Here is a 17,981-nt window from a genome sequence, read left to right as displayed (position 1 = left end):
CATGGCCGAAGCGGCAACGACCAGCAGTCCCCGGCCCGTCGCGCGATCGTCGGGCCCGGGCCCGGGCCCCGGTTCGACGACGGCGGTCCCGCGCACCGGCACGGCGCGGCAGGGCCGTCCCGCACACCGCGAGAGCCCCGGCGGGCCCGCGCTCCGGCCCTGGCTGCCGCCCGCCTTCGCGGACATCGAGCTCGGTCAAGAGGTCACGGCCTACGCCGGGCGATGGTGATGACCACCGCCTGGAGCACGGAGGAATTCACGACCGCGCTGCGCGCCCACTCCGACCGCTACTGGCACAAGCACCCGCTGCACCTGCGCCTCCACCGCGGCGAGCTGAGCCGCCAGGAGCTGCGGCAGTGGATCGCCAACCGCTGGTACTACCAGAAGTGCCTGCCGCAGAAGGACGCGGCCGTCCTCGCCAACTGTCCGGACGCCGAGGTGCGCCGCCGCTGGGTGCAGCGGGTCCTCTATCAGGACGGCACCGACGACCGGCACGGCGGGCACGCCCAGTGGCTGGACCTCGCCGAGGCCGCGGGCCTGAGCCGCTCGGAGGTGCTGGACGAGCGCCATGTGCTCCCCGGCGTCCGCTTCGCCACCGACGCCTATGTGACCTTCGCCCGCACCCGCCCCTGGACCGAGGCCGTCGCCTCCTCGCTCACCGAGCTGTTCTCACCCGACCTGATGCGCGAGCGCCTCGCCGCGCTGCGCACGCACTACCCCTGGGTCAGCGCGTCCGGCCACGCCTATTTCGCCGAGCGCCCCGCCGCGGCCACCTGCGACGCCCGGCATGCCCTGGAGCTCGTCCTCGCCCACTGCACGACCCGGGAGCGACAGCAGGCGGCCCTGGCCGCGCTGGCGTTCAAGTGCGATGTGCTGTGGAGCATCCTCGACGCCCTCGAACACGCGGGCCGGGCCCGGTGAGGCCGGGCGGTGCCGGGCCGGCGGGGCCCACGGCGGACGCCGGGGTCCGGTGGCGGCTGCGCGGTGGCGTGCGGCTCGGCCACGACACCGTCCGGGACACCGGCGTGCTGCTGCACCCGGAGGGTGTCCTGTTGCTCAACGAGACGGGCGCGGCCGTGCTCGCGCTGTGCGACGGCGCCACCGACGAGCACGCCCTCACCGGCGCCCTGGCGCGGACCTATGCGTCGGTGCCCGCCGGGGAGGTCCGGGCCTTCCTTGCGGAGCTGGCGCGGCGGCGGCTGATCGAGCCCTCCCCCGGTCCCCCGGAGCACACCGGTGGATAGGCCGCTGGGGTTGCTCGCCGAGCTGACGTACCGCTGCCCGCTGCGCTGCGCGTACTGCTCCAATCCGGTGGAACTCGACGCCTACGCCGAGGAGTTGACGCTGTCCCAGTGGCGGCGGGTGCTGGCCGAGGCCCGTGAGCTCGGGGTGCTCCAGGTGCATCTGTCCGGCGGCGAGCCCCTGGTGCGACGGGATCTGGCCGGGATCGTCGCGCACGCGCACGGCCTCGGTCTCTACACCGGCCTGATCACCGGCGGCCAGGCCCTCACCGCGGCCCGGCTGTCGGCCCTGACCGCCGCGGGGCTCGACCATGTGCAGATCAGCGTGCAGAGCTCCGACGCCCCGGAGGCGGACGCCCTCGCGGGCCGTCCGGCGCACCGGCGGAAGCTCGCCGCGGCCACGCTCGTCAAGGACGCGGGCCTGCCGCTGACGCTCAACGCCGTGCTGCACCGCGCCAATATCGGGCAGGCCGGGGCGCTGGTCGAGCTGGCCGTGCGGCTGCGGGCCGACCGGCTGGAGCTGGCCAACGCGCAGTATTACGGCTGGGCGCTGCTCAACCGCCGGGCCCTGCTGCCCACGCGCGAGCAGCTCACCGCCGCCGAGTCCGTGATCCGGGCCGCACGGGAGCGGCACGCGGGGCGGCTGGAGATCGTCTATGTGGTGTCCGACCTGCACGACGGCGTGCCCAAGCCCTGTATGCACGGCTGGGGCAGCCGCCAGCTGACCGTCGCGCCCAACGGCGATGTGCTGCCGTGCGCGGCGGCGGGGCGGATCCCGGGGCTCGTCGTGCCGACCGTCCGGCGAGCGGGCCTCGCCGACATCTGGTTCCGCTCCGAGGCGTTCAACCTGTTCCGCGGCACGGACTGGATGCGGGAGCCGTGCCGCAGCTGTCCGCGCAAGGAGATCGATCACGGCGGCTGCCGCTGCCAGGCGTTCCAGCTGACCGGTGACGCCGCGGCCACCGACCCCGCCTGCGCGCTCTCCCCGCACCACGCGCTGGTGCAGGGCATCGTCCGCGACGCCGAGGCCATACCCGGCGCCGCGCTCCCCCGCGGCTGATCCCGCCCGCTCGACGCCGTCCCCGCCCACGTACGCCCGCACCCACCACCACCCGGCCCCCGCAGGAGGCGACGCCATGAACCCGCTGCCACCGGCCGGGCTGTCGGTCACGACCCAGCACAACGACAACCGCCGCACCGGCGCGAATCTGCTGGAGACGACCCTCCACCCGGGAAACGTCCGCCCGGACACCTTCGGCAAGCTCTTCAGCCGCCCGGTGGACGGTCAGATCTACGCCCAGCCGCTCTATCTCGCCCAGTGCCCCGTCGAGGGCCACGGGCTGCGCAACGTCGTCTTCACGGCGACGATGCACAACAGCGTCTACGCCTTCGACGCCGACGACCCGACGGCCTCCGCACCGCTGTGGCACGCCTCCCTCGGGCCCTCCGTCACCCTGCCCGACGCGAATGTGGGGCCGCCGGTGTACCACGACATCGCGGTCGAGGTGGGGGTGGTCAGCACACCGGTCATCGACGTGGAGCGGCACGTCCTCCATGTCGTCGCCTTCACCAAGGAGCAGGGCGCGTACCACCACACCCTGCACGCGCTGGACCTGTCCACCGGCCGGGAGGCCCTGGGCGGGCCGGTGCGGATCACCGCCACGGTGCCCGGCACGGGTGACGGCAGCGCCCAGGGGAAGCTGACCTTCACCAGCAACCGGCAGATCCAGCGCGCCGCGCTGACCTTGGCGGGCGGCCGGGTGTACGTCGCGTTCGCCGCCTACGGCGACCAGGATCCGTACCACGGCTGGGTGTTCGGCTTCGACGCCGGCGATCTCCGGTGCGCGGGGGTGTACGTGACCACGCCCGGCACCCAGCGGGGCGGCATCTGGCAGGCGGGCCAGGGCCTGGGCGTCGACGACCACGGGAACCTCTACTTCATGACCGGCAACGGCGGCTTCCGTCCGGACGGTTCGGAGCTCGGGGACGCCGTCGTCAAGCTGGCCCCCGGCCTCACGCTCGCGGACTGGTTCTCCCCCTTCAACAACGCGGCCCTGGACGCCGCCGACGCCGACCTGGGATCGGCCGGGCCGCTGCTGATCCCGGACACCCGGCTGTTGCTGGGCGGCGGCAAGGAAGGCAAGTTCTATCTGCTGGACACCGGCAACATGGGCCATTTCCACGCCGGTTCGGACAGCCAGATCGTGCAGAGCTTCTTCGTGGTGACACCGGACAGGAACAGCCATCACATCCACGGCGGGGCGGTGCACTGGAACTTCCGGGGCGGCGGCGGGCCCTGGGTGTACGTCTGGCCGGAGAACGCCTTCCTGCGGGCCTACCGCTTCACCGGTGGCACGTTCCAGACGGCCCCCGTGTCGACGAGCACCACCACCGACCCCAGGGGCGTGCCCGGCGGGTCGCCCGGGATGCCCGGCGGCTTCCTGTCCGTCTCCGCCCACGGCGACGACCCGGCGACCGGCCTCGTCTGGGCGACCCACCCCTACCGCGACAACGCCAACCAGGCCGTGGTGGAGGGTGTCTTCCGCGCCTACCAGGCCACCGACCTGACCCGGGAGGTGTGGAACAGCAAGATGAACGCCACCCGCGACGACGTGGGGATGTTCGCGAAGTTCGCGCCGCCGACGGTCGCCGCCGGCAAGGTGTACGTGCCGACGTTCTCCGGCGCGCTCCACGCGTACGGGCTGCTGGGCTGACGGGAGGGCGGGCCGGCGATGAGGCTGCGCGTCCTGGGCACCGCGGCGGGCGGCGGGCTGCCCCAGTGGAACTGCGCCTGCCCCGGCTGCTCCCGGGCGCGGGCCGCGGGCCCGGCGGTGTGGCGGAGCCAGGAGTGCCTGGCGGTCAGCGCCTCACCCGACGCCTGGTATCTCGTCAACGCCTCCCCGGACGTCCGTACGCAGATCCTCGCCACCCCCGGGCTCGCCCCGCCCGGCGGCACCCGGCACTCCCCGCTGCGCGGCGTGCTGCTCACCGACGGCGAGCTCGACCACACGGCGGGGCTGCTGGCGCTGCGCGAGGGCGCGGCGCTCGACCTCTTCGCCCCGGCGGCCGTGACGACGGCCCTCACGGAGGACTTCCCGCTGCGCAGCCTGCTCGCCCCGTACGGCGCGGCGCGCTGGCGGCCGATTGCGGGTGAACTGCGGCTGGACGACGGGCGGCTGCGCGTCACCGCGATCCCCGTGAGCGACAAGCGGCCGCGCTACGCGGCGGGCTCCACCCGGCCCGGCCCGTGGGTGGTGGCCTATCGCTTCGACGACGCCGTGACGGGCGCGGCGGCCGTCTACGCCCCCTCCCTCGCCCGCTGGCCCGAGGAGCTGGACGCCGCCCTGGCCGGGGTGGGGTGCGCGATCCTCGACGGCACCTTCTGGAGCGAGGACGAGATGGAGCGGGCGACGGGGCACGGCCCGGGGGCCCGCGCGATGGGCCATCTCCCCATCGGCGGCACCGGCGGGACGCTGGCCAGGCTGCGGGGCCGTACGGGCGTCCGGTGCCTCTACACCCACCTGAACAACACCAATCCGGCCGCGGACCCCGCCTCCCGTGAGCGTTCCGTGCTGTCGGCGGCGCTGGTGGAAGTGGCCTCGGACGGGCAGGAGATCCGGCTGTGAGTTCCCTGAGTCAACCTCTATGCCGCCAGAGCCGCCTCGGGATCCTGATTGATCTTGTTGTTGGCCCGATGGGTATCGGGGTCGTAGCAGGTGCCGGTGCGCCAGCAGGCCCACATCACCCGCAGCCAGGCGCGGGCGAGGATGCGGGCGGCGTGTGGATGGCGTTTCTTGTTCGCCCGCGCGTCGTTGTAGATCTTCGCAGCCCAGTCGCTTGCGTGCCTGCTGTTGTCGGCGTAGCCGACGACGGCCAGGCGGGCGCGACGGTTGGCCGCGTAACGGAAGGTCACCACGCGGGACTTGCCGGACGCCCGGGTGACCGGGACGACGCCGGTTTCGGCGATGAACTGTTCGCTGGTCTTGGAGCGTTCCAGGATCGGACCGATCTCGCCGACGATCTGCCCGAGGTTGACCGTCCCAATGCGGGGCATGGTCGCGAACAGCTGTGCGTAGGGGTGGGCGGCGACCGCGTCGGCGATGGCCTCGTCCAGCGAGCGGATCGTGGCCCGGATGCCCTTGACCAGCTGGACCTGGACACGGACCAGCTGTGCGATCACGCTGTCGCTGAGCCGGGAGGCCGGCTTCGGCGAGGACCGGAGGCGTTCGATGAGGACGCTTCCGGGCTTCTTGCCGGAGTAGCCGCGGCGCTTGCACCATGCTTCCAGGCGCCCGGCGGTGAGCTTGGCGGCCGCGGCTGGGGTGGGGTATCGCTCCAGGAACGCCAGGGCGATGTCGCTGTCGAGGCTGGAGAAGACGGCCTTGCCTCCGGGCCAGTGCGTATCCAGCAGCGCGGCGAGCTGGTTGATCGCGGCGATGCGGGCCGCGACGTGGTCGGCCCGCTGCCGGGTGAGGGCCTGCAGTTCCATCGTGACCTGCTCGGTCGGCTCCAGCCGGGGCAGGAAGTGCCCGTCGGTGCGCAGGTAGTCGGCGAGCTTGAGACTGTCCCCGGCGTCCGTCTTGGCCTTGGAGGCGCCCCAGCGCGGACGCATCGCGTGGAAGGCGTTGGGGTGCACCGGCACCACCGGGTGCCCGGCGGCCAGCAGCCGGTCCACCACCAGGCCGCGGGTGGTCTCGATGGCGACCGGAAGATCCGCCGGACTGCCGTGCTTCGCCAGTTTGGCCAGGGTTCGGGCGATGCCCTCCTCGGTGTGCGCGAGCTCCCAACGGGCAACTCGGGCACCGGAGTTGTCCATGACAGTCACGTCGTGGGTCTCGGTCGCCCAGTCCCATCCGATGAACACGAAAGAAGTACTCCTGTGTCGTGCGCGGAGCACCTGCCCGGTGGTGAGGACGTCTGCCGGAAGCTCATTAATCGGCCCTCTGCGGGGCGTGTCCCTGATGCCGATCAGACGGCCTCGGCCCGGCGGGGCTGGCACAACTCACAGTGGCCATCGAATGGCTCGCGCCACAAGCCATGCACCCACCGGGACCGAGAGGTCACAACCCTACCGAAGAGGGCTGCAGAAGGGATGGTCCCCTAATGAGCGCCGGTTGAGCGCGCTCAGCCGGCGACCGCGCCCAGGGCCACGAAGCCGCAGACGAGGACGGACAGCAGGAGCAGCAGCGGCCAGACGAAGCGCAGGTATTTGTCGTAGCCGACCTTCGCCAGCGCGACGCCGCCCATGATGACGGCGGTGGTCGGCACCCAGAGGTTCATCACGCCGCTCGCCGCTTCCCAGGCCGTGACCACCACCGAGCGGGCGACCCCCGCGAAGTCGGCGAGCGGCGCGAGGATGGGCATCGCGAGGGTGGCGTGGCCGGACGTCGAGGGGATGAGGAACGCGAGCGGCAGGTTGACGATGTAGACCATGACCCCGAAGAGCGCCGCCGGGGTCCCCGAGACGGCGCCTTCGATGGAGTGGAGAACCGTGTCCGTGATGCGCGCGTTGTTCATGATCACGGTGACGCCCCGGGCGAGCACGATGGTCAGCGCGGGGGCGATGAAGTCGCCCGCGCCCTGGACGATCCTCGCGCTGAGCTGTTGCTCGCCGAGCCGGGCCACCACACCGACGATCACGGCCGCGACGAGGAAGAGGGCGGCCAACTGCGCGAAGGACCAGCCGAGTTCCCAGCCGTACGGGGTCGCGTCGGCCTTTCCGGTGAGCGCGCTCGACCAGGGGATCACCGAGAAGATCATGAAGGCGAAGACCAGTGCGACCGCGCCGAGCACGGCCTTCTGCAGGCTCGTCAGCTCGGGCGGCTCCTCCGCCGCCGCTGCCAGCTCCCGGTCGCCGGGCAGGAAGCCGACCAGGGAACGGCCCGGGTCGGCACGCACCTTGTGCGCGTACCGGATGACGTAGCCGATGGTCACGGCGGTGAGGACGATCCACATCGTGAAGCGCAGCGCGATGCCGTCGCCGAGCGAGATCTCGGCGGCCGAGGAGGCGACGCCGGTGGCGAAGGGGTTGACGGTCGAGGCCAGCACGCCGACGCCCGCGCCGAGGATGATGGTGCCGGTGGCGACCATGCGGTCGTAGCCGAGGGCCAGCATCAGCGGGACGATCAGGCCGTAGAAGCCGAGGGTCTCCTCCGCGAAGCCCTCGACCGTGCCCAGCAGCGAGAAGACGGCCATCACCCCGGCGATCAGCAGGGCGCCGCGCTCGCGCAGCCGGTGGGCGAGCCGTTCGATGCCGCGGTCCAGGGCGCCGGTGGCGAAGACGACCGTGATGAACGCGCCGATGGCCAGGACGAAGAGGAAGACCCCGGCGCTGCCGTAGAGCGCGCCGACCGCGTCCGGGGCGACCTGGCCGGTTTTGCTGTCGCGAATGCCGTAGAGGCCGTTGACGGGTGACAGGAAGAGGTCACCGAGGCGGTGGACGAAGTTCCCGGGCGCGGCCTCGCGGTGGTAGGTGCCCTGGAGGGGCTTGCCGGTGTCGTTGCGCCGGTAGGTGCCGGAGGGGATGACGAAGGTGAGGGCCCAGACGGCGAGCGTGACGATGGCGAGGACGGTGAGGGCGCTGGGGAAGGTGAATTTCCCGCGGCCCGGGGACTCGGCCGTGGGGGCAGGGCCTTGGGGTGGCTGGTCCACGGCGAAACCTCTTCCTTTGCAGGGGTTTCACCTATTTTGCTCCGAGGGTGGGGTGAGGGGGTGGCTGACGGCGGGTGTGTCCGGGGGGTTCTTCTCCCCGGTCCCGCCGAAGAGCAGGTTGAGGGCCACCGCCGTCACACAGCCCGCGCTGACCCCCGAGTCCAGGATGATCTTCAGGGTCGAGGGGATCGCCGTGTTGTCGTAGAACGTCCGGGAGACCACGGGGATCAGGCCGAGGCCCAGCGACGTCGCCGCGACCAGCAGGTTGTCACCCCGGTCCAGGCCCGCCTTGAGCAGGACGTTCACCCCGCTCGCCGCCACGCTGCCGAAGAGCACGATGCCCGCGCCGCCGAGCACCGGCCGGGGCACGACCGCGATGAGCGAGGCGAAGACCGGGCTCAGCCCGAGGAGGACGAACATCAGCCCGCACGTCGCGACGACGAAGCGGCTGCGCACCCGGGTGATCGCGACCAGGCCGATGTTCTGGGCGAAGGCGCTGTTGGCGAAGCCGTTGAAGAGGGGGCTGACGGCGGTGCCGAGGGTGTCGGCGCGCAGGCCGCGCGCGATGACCTTCTCGTCGGCCGCACGCCCGACGACCTCGCCGAGCGCGAGCATGTCGGCGGTGCTCTCGGTCATGCAGACCAGCATGAGCACGCACATGCTCACGATCGCGGAGATCGCGAAGTGCGGGGCGCCGAAGTGGAAGGGGCTGGGGAAGCCGACGAGCCGGGCGTGCTCGGCGGGCGAGAAGTCGACGGCGCCGACGGGGATCGCGATCAGGGTGCCGACGACCAGGCCGAGCAGGATCGCGATCTGCTGGAGGAAGCCCTTGAGCAGTCTGCGCAGCCCGAGGACGACGGCCAGCGTCGCCCCGGCCAGGCCGAGGTCGGTGAGCGAGGCGGGCCGTTCCGGATGCCCGCCCTGGATCCAGCCGAAGGCGACCGGCAGCAGGGTGATGCCTATCAGGGTGATGACGGTGCCGCTGACGACGGGCGGGAAGAAGCGGATGAGTTTGCAGAAGTAGGGGGCCAGGACGAAGCCGAGGACCCCGGCCACGATCACGGCCCCGTAGATGACCGGGAGGGCGTCCCGCTTGTGCGGCTGGGCGTCCGCGACGGCCAGCATGGGGGCGACGCCCGCGAAGGAGACGCCGTTGACGAACGGCAGCCGGGCCCCGACCTTCCAGAACCCGATCGTCTGGAGCAGGGTCGCGATGCCCGCCGTGAAGAGCGCGGCGCCCACCAGGAAGGTGATCTCCAGCGGGGAGAGCCCGATGTACGCGCCCAGGACGAGGGGCGGCGCGACGACGCCTGCGTAACTGGCGGCGACGTGCTGGAATCCGCCGGCTATCAGCTTCCCCGGCGGCAGCAGACGGTCCACCGGGTGGATGTCGTCACCGTCGGGTGCGGTGCTTCGCTCGGTGAACCTGGGCGCTGTGGCCACGGCGGTTCCTCCTGTCGGTTTTCGTGTCGCCGATGATGTGACACGGCTTCAGGGAGGCGGCGTTGCGAAGGTGGTGGGCAGTGGGCGGGCACCGGAAGGAAGGCGGACCGGGGCGCCGTCGCGCGGGCGCCCCGGTCCGCCGCCCGCGGGCCCGGCGGGTCCACGGGCCCGGCCGAGGGCCGTCCCCCTCGGCCGAGTCTCGAAAGCGGTCGGGCCGGGCCGGAAGGCACCGGCCCGGAGGTCAGTCCCCTGCCGCGATGCGCGCCAGGCGGCGGGAGGCGGCGCGGGCGTCGCGCGCGACGGCGTCCTCGTCGACGGTCACGAGCCGCCCGTCCTCGACCACCGCCCGCCCGTCGACCAGGCACAGGGTCACGGGCGCGGCGGCGCCGAGCACGAGGGCCGCGACCGGGTCGGCGATGGTCGAGTGGCCGAGTCCGTCGAGCTTCCAGAGCACGAGGTCGGCGAGCTTTCCCGGCTCCAGGGAGCCGATCTCCGCTGCCCGGCCGAGGACTTGTGCCCCGCCGTACGTGCCCAGGCGCAGCACCTGGCGCACATTCAGGGCGGCCGCGCCGCCCGCGAGCCGGTGGATGAGCAGGGCGTTGCGCAGTTCGGTGTGCAGCTCGCCCGACTCGTTGGAGGCGGTGCCGTCGACGCCGAGGCCGACGGGGACGCCCGCCCGCAGCAGGTCGGGGACGCGGGCCGTGCCGGCCGCGATCCGGGCGTTGGAGGAGGGGCAGTGGCCGACGCCCGTGCCGGTGCGGGCGAAGGCGGCGATGTCGGTGTCGTCCATGTGGATGCAGTGGGCCATCCAGACGTCGTCGCCGAGCCAGCCGGTGGACTCGAAGTAGTCGGTGGGCCCCATGCCGAACAGCTCCTTGCAGAACTGTTCCTCCTCGACGGTCTCCGAGCCGTGGGTGTGCAGGCGCACGCCCTTGCGGCGGGCCAGCACGGCCGCCTCGCGCAGCAGTTCGGTGGAGACGGAGAAGGGTGAGCAGGGGGCGACGCCGATCCGCAGCATCGAGTCGAAGGACGGGTCGTGGTGGGTGTCGATGGCCTCCTCGGTGGCGATCAGCGCGGCCTCGGTGGTCTCGACCGCGAAGTCCGGGGGCAGGCCGCCGTCCGACTGCCCGCGGTCCATCGAGCCGCGGGTGGGGCTGAAGCGCACGCCCATCTCGCGGGCGGCCCGGATCTCGGCGCCGAGGAGGTCGCCGGAGCCGCGGGGGAAGACGTAGTGGTGGTCCATGGCGGTGGTGACGCCGCCGCGGGCCATCATCGCGAGGGAGCCCCGCGCGGCGGCGTACACCATCTCCTCGTCGATCCGCGCCCAGATGGGGTAGAGGGCGACGAGCCAGTCGAAGAGGGGGGAGTTCTGGGCGAGGCCGCGGGTGAGCCACTGGTAGAAGTGGTGGTGGGTGTTGACGAGGCCGGGGGTGAGCAGGTGACCGGTGCCGTCGACGCGGCGGACGACGCCGGTGAGCCCCTCGGGCGCCGGCCCCGCGCCCACGGACTCGATCCTGTTCCCGGCGACGACGACGTGGCCGCTCGGGTGCTCGGTGTCCTGGGCGTCGACGGTGGCGACGGCGCAGTTCTCGATGACGATCCGGTCGGGGGTGCGTGGTGCCGGCGGGGGTGCGGCCACGGTGATTCCTCGCTGTCGGTTCACGGGAGGTTCGTCAGGTCCACCGGTACGGCGGGCTCGGCGCCCTCGCGCAGGACGGTGGCCTCGATGAGGCCGTACGGACGGTCGGCCGCGAAGTAGACCTCGTTGTCGTTCGTGAGGCCGAACGGTTCGAGATCCGCCAGGAAGTGGTGCTTGTTGGGGAGCGAGAGGCGGATCTCGTCGATCTCGGGGCGGTGGTCGATGACCCGTGAGCCCATCTGGAAGAGCGTCTGCTGCAGGGAGTAGGAGTACGTGTCGGCGAACGCGGTCAGCAGGTGGCCCCGGGCGGCCCGGTAACTGCCGTTCCAGTCCGGGGATCTGACCGTGTCGTCGAACCGGGCGTGCCGCCAGCGGGCGTGGACCTGGGTCGCGAGGATCCGGTCATGGGTCTCCCGGAGCGTGGTGTAGCGGTCCTTGACGTAGCCGTGGAACTCGGAGTCGGTGGTGTTGAGCACGACGAGGTCCTTGAGCCCGGAGATCACCTGCCACGCGTGGCCGTCGAAGGTGACCTGCGCGGTGCGTGTCTCCTGGTTCGTACGGACGAAGGAGTGCCTGCCCTCCCCCGGGGTCTCCATGCGCTCCCAGGTGTATTCCTCCAGCCTGATGCGCGCGGTCCTGACGGACTGCTGGCTGACGACGAAGTGCCGGGCCAGGTGGACCCCGAACGCCTCGGCCGAGGCGATGCCGCGTTCCTTGGCGAAGGCGAACACGGTGTTCTTGGTGGCGTCCGTCGTCAGGACACGGGAGTTGGAGCCCGAGAGGTGGACCTCTTCCATGTCTCCGGAGAGCGCCACCGAGACGTTGAGGTCCTTGAGGTGGTGGGTGGACCCGTCGCGGGTGACCTTCAGGACGCGGCACTCGGCTTTGCCGTACTGGTTCTGGCCAAGGATGGGCATGGCGGTCGCTAGCTCCCTCGGTATACGGAGTAGCCGAACGGATTGAGCAGCAGCGGTACGTGATAGTGCTCGCCCGGCGCGACCGCGAAGGCGATCGCCACTTCCGGGAAGAAGGCTGCGCCCTCGGCTCGCTCACGGGAAAGGTAGGGCTCGACGGCGAAGAGCAGCCGTGCCTGGGTGGTGCCGGCGGGCAGCGCCGGGAAGTCCTTGCAGCGGCCGTCCGCGTCGGTCGTCGAGGTGCCGGCCGGCTCCCACGGGGCGTCGCTCTTCGCGCGGGCGGACAGCTCGACGGCGACGCCCCGGGCGGGGCGGCCGGCGGTGGTGTCCAGGATGTGGGTGGACACGGTCACGGTGGTCGTGCCGCCGCTCATGGTGGTGCTCCTCCGTCGTCGGGCACGGGCGTCGCGACCGCCTCCGGCGGCCCTTCGGCGAGCCGCGTCAGCCGGATGCGGTTGATCTTGCCGAGCTCTGTGCGCACGATCTCGCGCTCGCGTTCCGGCGTGTTGTCGATCCGGTTACGGATCGCGTCGTACAGCTGTTCTGCAGTGAGTCCGGTGGCGCAGATCAGGAAGACGTGCCCGAACTTCTCCTGGTAGGCGAGGTTGTGCGCGAGCATGCGGGCCTTGAGGTCGGCGGGCGCGCCCGCCATGCCCCGCTGTTCGCGGGCGGAGGCCGGGTCGCCCGGGGCGGGGCGCCCGATGGGCGGGTGGCCGGCCATGGCCTCGGCGAGGTCCGCCGCCGTCAGAGCCGCGACGGCGGCGTCACCGGCGGCGCACAGAGCCGCGGTGTCGGGGAAGGGACGGCGGGCGAGCAGCGCGCTCGCCCATGTCCGGCTGGTGCAGATCTCGCGGAGCGCGGCGCGGGCCGCGCTGTCCGCCACCGCGTTGAGCCGGGTGAGCCCCGGCGTCGGACTCGAAGTCACGGGTGCCTCCGTGGCCGCTTGTCGATGGGCGTGGAAGGGCTGCGCATAGCTAACGCCTCGAAGAACACGGCGTCAACAGTTTGTTGAATTCCACCACCCGCTAATCCACGCGGCGTTCCCCGCCCCGGGCGGAGTTCTCCCGGTTGAGGTAGTTGTAGACGGTGAAGCGGCTGACACCCAGCGCCGAGGCGACGGTCTCCACCCCGTGCCGTACGGAGAAGGCGCCGCGCGCCTCCAGGCCCCGCACGACCGACTGCTTGGTCCTGCGGTCCAGTTCGGACAGCGGCATCCCGTGCCGTCGCTCCAGGTCGGCCAGGATGTGGTCGAGCGAGTCGGACAGGTGGGGCAGGCGTACGGCGACGACCGCGCGCCCCTCCCACGACAGCAGCACGTCGTCGCCCCGCGCGTGTTCCGGCTCGACCATCTCGCCGCCCATGGCGTCGACGAGCGGGCGGACCGCGGCGCGGAAGGTCTCGTCGGCGGCGCCGGTCACGAGCCGTCCTCCCCGACCACGTTGAGCTGCAGGGACACCCGGGTCGCACCGGCGCGCAGCGACGTGCGCAGCACCTCGTCCACCGCCGCGAGGACCACCTCGGCGCGGCCCTCGGCGGTGGTGCCGAACGGGCCGACGTCGACGGCGTCCAGGTCGGCGCCCTGGACGGCCTCGCGCGCCGCCACGGCGTGGGGCGGGGCCTCGTCGAGGTCGAAGGGCTCGGTCGTGAACTCCACTCGCAATCGCAGCATGCGCACACGGTAGCTCCGCCCCTCCCCTTGACAGCCTTCTCGGAGCGCGGGCACGCTTCCGTTGAGCAGAATTCAAATTCCGTAATACGGAAATGGGTGAGACCCTCATGGGCCTTCCGGAGCTGCGCTTCGATGTGAATCTGTCGATCCTCTTCACCGAGCTCCCCCTTCTGGAGCGACCCGCGGCGGCTGCCGCGGCGGGGTTCACGGCGGTCGAGCTGTGGTGGCCCTGGCCCGGCGACCCCACGCCGGAGCAGCGTGAACTCGACGCTCTGCGGCGGGCGTTGACCGACGCGGGCACCCGGCTCGTCGGCCTGAACCTCTACGCCGGGCGGCTGCCGGGCCCCGACCGGGGCGCCCTCTCGCTCCCCGGCGCGGAGTCCGACCGCTTCCGCGCCAACCTCGACGTCGCCGCCGGCTTCGCGGCCTCGGTGGGGTGTACGGCGCTCAACGCCCTCTACGGCAACCGCGTCCAGGGGGCCGACGCGCGGACGCAGGACGCGCTGGCGCTGGAGAACCTCGTGCGCGCGGCGCACGCGGCGGACCGGGTGGGGGCGGTGCTGCTGATCGAGGCGCTCAACGCGGTGGAGTCGCCGCTGTACCCCGTCACGGGCGCGGCGAGGGCGGTCGAGCTGGTCGGGGCCGTGAACGCGGCGAGCGGGCTGGGCAACGCGCGCTTCCTGATGGACCTCTACCACCTGGCGATGGGGGGTGAGGACCTGCACGCCGTCATCGACGACTGCGCCGCCGTGACGGGCCACGTCCAGATCGCGGACGCTCCGGGGCGCGGGGCGCCGGGGTCCGGGGCGCTCGACTTCCCCGACCTGCTCGGGCACTTGGGGAAGGCGGGTTACGGGGGCTGGGTGGGGCTGGAGTATGCCGCGCCGGGCGCCGACGCCTTCGGCTGGCTGCAGGACTTCCACCGCGCCGCAGGGTGAACGCGGCCGCACACCCACAACGAAAGGAACCCTCATGTCCACTCCCCGGATCGCCTGGATAGGGCTCGGGGTCATGGGATCCCCCATGGCCGAGAATCTGCTCAAGGCCGGGTATCACGTCACAGGCCACACCCTCGAGAAGCACAAGCTCGACCGGCTCGCCGCGGCCGGCGGGGTGCCCGCCGGTTCCGTCGCGGAAGCGGTGCGGGGCGCCGACATCGTCGTCACCATGCTCCCCGCCGACCCGCACCTCGAAGCCGTCGCCCACGGCGACCAGGGCATCCTCGCCCACGCGAGCCCCGGCACGCTGCTGATCGACATGTCGACCGTCGCGCCCGGAACCTCCGTCGCCCTGGCCGGGGCCGCCGCCGCCCGGGGCCTTCGCATGCTCGACGCGCCCGTGTCCGGCGGTGAGGCCGGTGCCGTGGAAGGGGTCCTCTCGGTCATGGTCGGCGGGGAGCGCGCCGACTTCGAGCGGGCCGAGCCGCTGTTCCATGTGCTCGGCACCACGGTCGTGCACTGCGGGGCGCACGGCTCCGGGCAGACCGTGAAGGCCGCGAACCAGCTGGTCGTCGCCGTCAACATCCAGGTCTGCGCGGAGGCGGTCGTCTTCCTGGAGAAGTCCGGCGTGGATCTCACCGCGGCGCTGGACGTACTGGCGGGCGGGCTCGCCGGTTCGGCCGTGCTGGAGCGCAAGCGGCACAACTTCCTCTCCCACGACTTCGCGCCCGGCTTCCGCATCGACCTGCACCACAAGGACATGGGCATCGTCACCGACGCGGCCCGCGCCGTCGGGGCCGCCCTCCCGCTCGGCGCCGTGGCCGCGACCCTCGTCGCCGCGGCGCGCGCGCAGGGCGACGGCGGGCTGGACCACTCCGCGCTCCTGCGCGGCGTCGAGCGGCTGTCGGGGGTGGCCTCGTGAAAGGGGCCGCACGCGTGCCCGCCATGGAGGCGGCGGTACGGATCATGAAGGACGAGGGCGTCGACATCGCGTTCGGCTGCCCGGGGGCCGCGGTCCTGCCGCTGTACAAGGCGATGGAAACGGTGGGCGGCATCGAGCATCTGATCGTCCGTCATGAGGAGGGCGCGACGCACATGGCCGACGGCTGGGCCCGTACGAACGGCCGCGTCGGCGTCGCCCTCGCCACCTCGGGGCCGGGCGCCACCAACCTCGTCACCGGGCTCTACACCGCGCACGCCGACTCCGTGCCCATGGTGTGCGTCACCGGGCAGGCCGTGTCGGCCAAGCTGCACCAAGAGGCGTTCCAGGCGGTCGACATCGTGGAGATCGTCCGGCCGGTCACCAAGTGGGCCGTGCAGATCAAGGAGGCCGCGCAGATCCCCTGGGCGTTCCGGGAGGCGTTCCGCGTCGCGCGCGCGGGCCGCCCCGGGCCGGTGCTGATCGACATCCCGCTCGACATCGCGCGGCGGGAGATCCGTTACGACCCCGCGCTCGACGCCCGGCTGCCGGTCCCCGCCGTCCCCCCGCACCCGCCCCGCGTCGAGGCCGCCCTCGACCTGCTGCTGGCCGCCGAGCGGCCGCTGGTGCTGGCGGGCGGCGGGGTGATCCTCGCCGAGGCGTCGGCCGCGCTGCGGGAGCTGGTGGAATACCTGCGGGTGCCGTTCCAGGTCACCCTGATGGGCAAGGGCGCCGTCGAGGACGACCACGAGCTGCACATGGGCACGACCGGCATCCAGACCTCGCAGCGGTACGCCAACGCCTCTTTCCTGGAAGCGGACTTCGTGCTCGCCGTCGGCGCCCGCTTCGGCGACCGGCACACCGGCGCGGACCTCGGCGTCTACCGCGGCGACCGGACGTTCGTCCATGTGGACATCGAACCCACCCAGCTGGGCAAGGTCTTCGAGCCGGACCTGGGCATCGTCTCCGACGCCGGGCTGTTCCTCGCCGCCCTGCTGGACGCGGCGCGGGCGCGCGGCGCGCGGCCCGCCATCCGGCCGTGGGTGGAGCGCTGCCGGGAGCTCAAGCGGACGCTGGTGCGCCGGGAGGACTTCGCCAGCACACCGGTCAAGGCGCCCCGGGTCTACAAGGAGATCAACGAGATCTTCGGGCCCGACACCTATTTCGTCACCGCCATCGGCCTCTACCAGATCTGGGGCGGCCAGCACCAGAAGTCCCATCTGCCGCGCCGCTACCAGGTGTGCGGCCAGGCGGGCCCGCTGGGCTGGGAGATCCCGGCGGCGATCGGCGTCAAGAAGGCGCTCCAGGGCCTGGGCAGGGGCGGCACCGAGGTCGTCGGCATCGTGGGCGACTACGGCTTCCAGTACATGGCCGAGGAGCTGGCGGTCGCCGCGCAGTACGACGTCCCGTTCGTGCTGATCATGCTGAACAACGAGTACCTGGGCCTGATCCGGCAGGCGTCGCTCGGCTACGGCATGAACTACCAGGTCGACATCCACTACGACGAGACGGGCACGGACAACGTCAAGCTGATGGAGGCATACGGCTGTTCCGGCCGCCGCGTCGTGGACCCCGGCGACATCCGCGCGGCCGTCGAGTGGGCCCGCAAGGAGGCGGTGTCGACGTCGCGTCCGGTGCTGGTGGAGATCTTCATCGAGCGCGAGGCGAACACGCCGCACGGTCCGGACATCGACTCCGTCCGGGAGTTCGAGGCCCCTTGCTGAGCACGGCCCGCGCACCGGCGCACGGGCAACGACGGCAATCGCGCCCCCAACGCCCGCACATCGGGGACGATGGGCCCGTACTCACACCTACGGACCCGTTGCTGGAGCCGAGAAAATGGCCAAGAGCGTGCCGGTTCACTGCCCGACGTGCCGTCGGGAGCACTCCTTCACCCCGCCCACCTTCCCCTGCGCGTGCGGCGCCCCGCTCACCCTGCCCGTACTCGCCGACGCCACACCCGAGTTACTGGTGCACCGCACCTGGCGCGACTCCTGGGTGGCGGTCCGCTGCCCCGCCTGCGACCGTCAGGACCAGTGGCCACGACCGGAGTTCGGCTGCTCCTGCGGCACGGTGGTGCGGCTGCCCGTCGAGCCCGCGCGCGGCCCGGCCGAGGGGAGGCCGCAGACGCTGCGCCCCGCGTTCCGCCCGGTGGCCATCCGCACCGCCGAGGACGCGGTCGTGGCGGCCGAGCGGTATCTGACATGGCTGGGGTTCACGGCCGTGACCCGGCCAGGGGACCCCGCCGAGTCGGGGGTCGACCTGCGGGCCGAGGGCCTGGTCGCCCGGGTCGACCCCACCACCCTGCCCACGTCGCTGCGGGCGGTGGAGTGCCTGTGGCTGCACGGCCTGACGGACTGCGCCACCGGCGCGTTCTTCTCCCTCGCGGGGTACGAGCGGGACGCCCGTTCGCGCGCCGACGAGCTGAGACTGCCCCTGTTCGTCATGGATCTGACGGGCACTCCGCAACCCCTGAACGGCCCCGCCGACGAGCTGGTCGAGCAGGGGCCGGCCTGACCACGCGGGCCCGGACCCACACCCCCAACCTCAATTCTTCCTCTGAACCG

19 protein-coding genes are annotated in these 17,981 nt (G+C 72.4%); 10 read left to right on the top strand and 9 right to left on the bottom strand.

The genetic code is table 11. The features are described from left to right. The first annotated feature begins 1 nt into the window (after position 1). From DXZ73_RS32430 to pqqB, 6 genes are all read left to right on the top strand, one after another. The gene (locus DXZ73_RS32430) at positions 2-229 is read left to right on the top strand and encodes a hypothetical protein (protein WP_116214524.1); all 228 of its coding nucleotides are present in this window, start codon (positions 2-4) and stop codon (positions 227-229) included. Continuing rightward, on the top strand, positions 229-921 hold the full coding sequence (gene pqqC, locus DXZ73_RS32425) for a pyrroloquinoline-quinone synthase PqqC (protein ID WP_116216017.1): 693 nt from the start codon (positions 229-231) through the stop codon (positions 919-921). Before DXZ73_RS32430 ends, pqqC begins: the two co-directional genes overlap by 1 nt. After that, entirely contained in the window at positions 918-1,244 is a 327-nt protein-coding gene (gene pqqD / locus DXZ73_RS32420; protein WP_116214523.1) for a pyrroloquinoline quinone biosynthesis peptide chaperone PqqD, read from the top strand. The genes pqqC and pqqD overlap by 4 nt, the downstream gene beginning before the upstream one ends. Further along, positions 1,237-2,301: a pyrroloquinoline quinone biosynthesis protein PqqE gene (gene pqqE, locus DXZ73_RS32415; RefSeq protein WP_116214522.1), complete on the top strand. Its 1,065-nt coding sequence runs from the start codon at positions 1,237-1,239 to the stop codon at positions 2,299-2,301. Before pqqD ends, pqqE begins: the two co-directional genes overlap by 8 nt. A 76-nt stretch (positions 2,302-2,377) precedes the next feature. Then, the gene (locus DXZ73_RS32410) at positions 2,378-3,955 is read left to right on the top strand and encodes a hypothetical protein (protein ID WP_116214521.1); all 1,578 of its coding nucleotides are present in this window, start codon (positions 2,378-2,380) and stop codon (positions 3,953-3,955) included. An 18-nt stretch (positions 3,956-3,973) separates the two neighbouring features. After that, the gene (pqqB, locus tag DXZ73_RS32405; RefSeq protein WP_116214520.1) at positions 3,974-4,867 is read left to right on the top strand and encodes a pyrroloquinoline quinone biosynthesis protein PqqB; all 894 of its coding nucleotides are present in this window, start codon (positions 3,974-3,976) and stop codon (positions 4,865-4,867) included. Positions 4,868-4,884: 17 nt separating this feature from the next. Here pqqB and DXZ73_RS32400 read toward each other — a convergent pair whose 3' ends face one another. From DXZ73_RS32400 to DXZ73_RS32360, 9 genes are all read right to left on the bottom strand, one after another. Continuing rightward, positions 4,885-6,105 carry an IS110 family transposase gene (locus tag DXZ73_RS32400; RefSeq protein WP_116211963.1) on the bottom strand — a complete coding sequence of 407 codons (1,221 nt, stop codon included), beginning with the start codon at positions 6,103-6,105 and terminating at the stop codon, positions 4,885-4,887. A gap of 260 nt (positions 6,106-6,365) precedes the next feature. Next, complete coding sequence (locus DXZ73_RS32395; protein ID WP_116214519.1) at positions 6,366-7,892, bottom strand: YfcC family protein; 1,527 nt, start codon at positions 7,890-7,892, stop codon at positions 6,366-6,368. Between the two features lie 27 nt (positions 7,893-7,919). Next, entirely contained in the window at positions 7,920-9,335 is a 1,416-nt protein-coding gene (locus DXZ73_RS32390) for a nucleobase:cation symporter-2 family protein (RefSeq protein ID WP_116214518.1), read from the bottom strand. 241 nt (positions 9,336-9,576) lie between these two features. Next, positions 9,577-10,974, bottom strand: coding sequence for an 8-oxoguanine deaminase (locus DXZ73_RS32385; protein WP_116214517.1), 1,398 nt, complete (start codon positions 10,972-10,974; stop codon positions 9,577-9,579). 20 nt (positions 10,975-10,994) lie between these two features. Further along, complete coding sequence (pucL, locus tag DXZ73_RS32380; protein WP_116214516.1) at positions 10,995-11,891, bottom strand: factor-independent urate hydroxylase; 897 nt, start codon at positions 11,889-11,891, stop codon at positions 10,995-10,997. An 8-nt stretch (positions 11,892-11,899) separates the two neighbouring features. Continuing rightward, on the bottom strand, positions 11,900-12,262 hold the full coding sequence (uraH, locus tag DXZ73_RS32375) for a hydroxyisourate hydrolase (RefSeq protein ID WP_116214515.1): 363 nt from the start codon (positions 12,260-12,262) through the stop codon (positions 11,900-11,902). Continuing rightward, a complete protein-coding gene (gene uraD / locus DXZ73_RS32370; RefSeq protein WP_116214514.1) occupies positions 12,259-12,813 on the bottom strand; it encodes a 2-oxo-4-hydroxy-4-carboxy-5-ureidoimidazoline decarboxylase in 555 nt (184 codons plus the stop codon). Before uraD ends, uraH begins: the two co-directional genes overlap by 4 nt. A gap of 100 nt (positions 12,814-12,913) precedes the next feature. Next, positions 12,914-13,306, bottom strand: coding sequence for a helix-turn-helix domain-containing protein (locus DXZ73_RS32365; protein ID WP_240351591.1), 393 nt, complete (start codon positions 13,304-13,306; stop codon positions 12,914-12,916). Next, positions 13,303-13,554, bottom strand: a complete 252-nt coding sequence (locus tag DXZ73_RS32360; protein WP_116216015.1) for a thiamine-binding protein — start codon at positions 13,552-13,554, stop codon at positions 13,303-13,305. Before DXZ73_RS32360 ends, DXZ73_RS32365 begins: the two co-directional genes overlap by 4 nt. Before the next feature lie 110 nt (positions 13,555-13,664). Here DXZ73_RS32360 and DXZ73_RS32355 point away from each other — a divergent pair, with 110 nt between their 5' ends. The 4 genes from DXZ73_RS32355 to DXZ73_RS32340 all read left to right on the top strand — a co-directional run bounded on the left by DXZ73_RS32355 (position 13,665) and on the right by DXZ73_RS32340 (position 17,931). Beyond that, the gene (locus tag DXZ73_RS32355; protein ID WP_116216014.1) at positions 13,665-14,495 is read left to right on the top strand and encodes a TIM barrel protein; all 831 of its coding nucleotides are present in this window, start codon (positions 13,665-13,667) and stop codon (positions 14,493-14,495) included. Further along, positions 14,434-15,417: a 2-hydroxy-3-oxopropionate reductase gene (locus DXZ73_RS32350; protein WP_425315884.1), complete on the top strand. Its 984-nt coding sequence runs from the start codon at positions 14,434-14,436 to the stop codon at positions 15,415-15,417. Before DXZ73_RS32355 ends, DXZ73_RS32350 begins: the two co-directional genes overlap by 62 nt. A 14-nt stretch (positions 15,418-15,431) precedes the next feature. Further along, the gene (gene gcl, locus DXZ73_RS32345; RefSeq protein WP_275898600.1) at positions 15,432-17,138 is read left to right on the top strand and encodes a glyoxylate carboligase; all 1,707 of its coding nucleotides are present in this window, start codon (positions 15,432-15,434) and stop codon (positions 17,136-17,138) included. Between the two features lie 115 nt (positions 17,139-17,253). After that, a complete protein-coding gene (locus DXZ73_RS32340) occupies positions 17,254-17,931 on the top strand; it encodes a hypothetical protein (protein ID WP_116214511.1) in 678 nt (225 codons plus the stop codon). Positions 17,932-17,981: the final 50 nt, after the last annotated feature.

Source organism: Streptoverticillium olivoreticuli subsp. olivoreticuli, assembly GCF_003391135.1.
Taxonomy (GTDB): Bacteria; Actinomycetota; Actinomycetes; order Streptomycetales; family Streptomycetaceae; genus Streptomyces; species Streptomyces blastmyceticus.
Note: the sequence above shows the minus strand (reverse complement) of the source record. Positions and strands in the feature narration are given on the sequence as shown.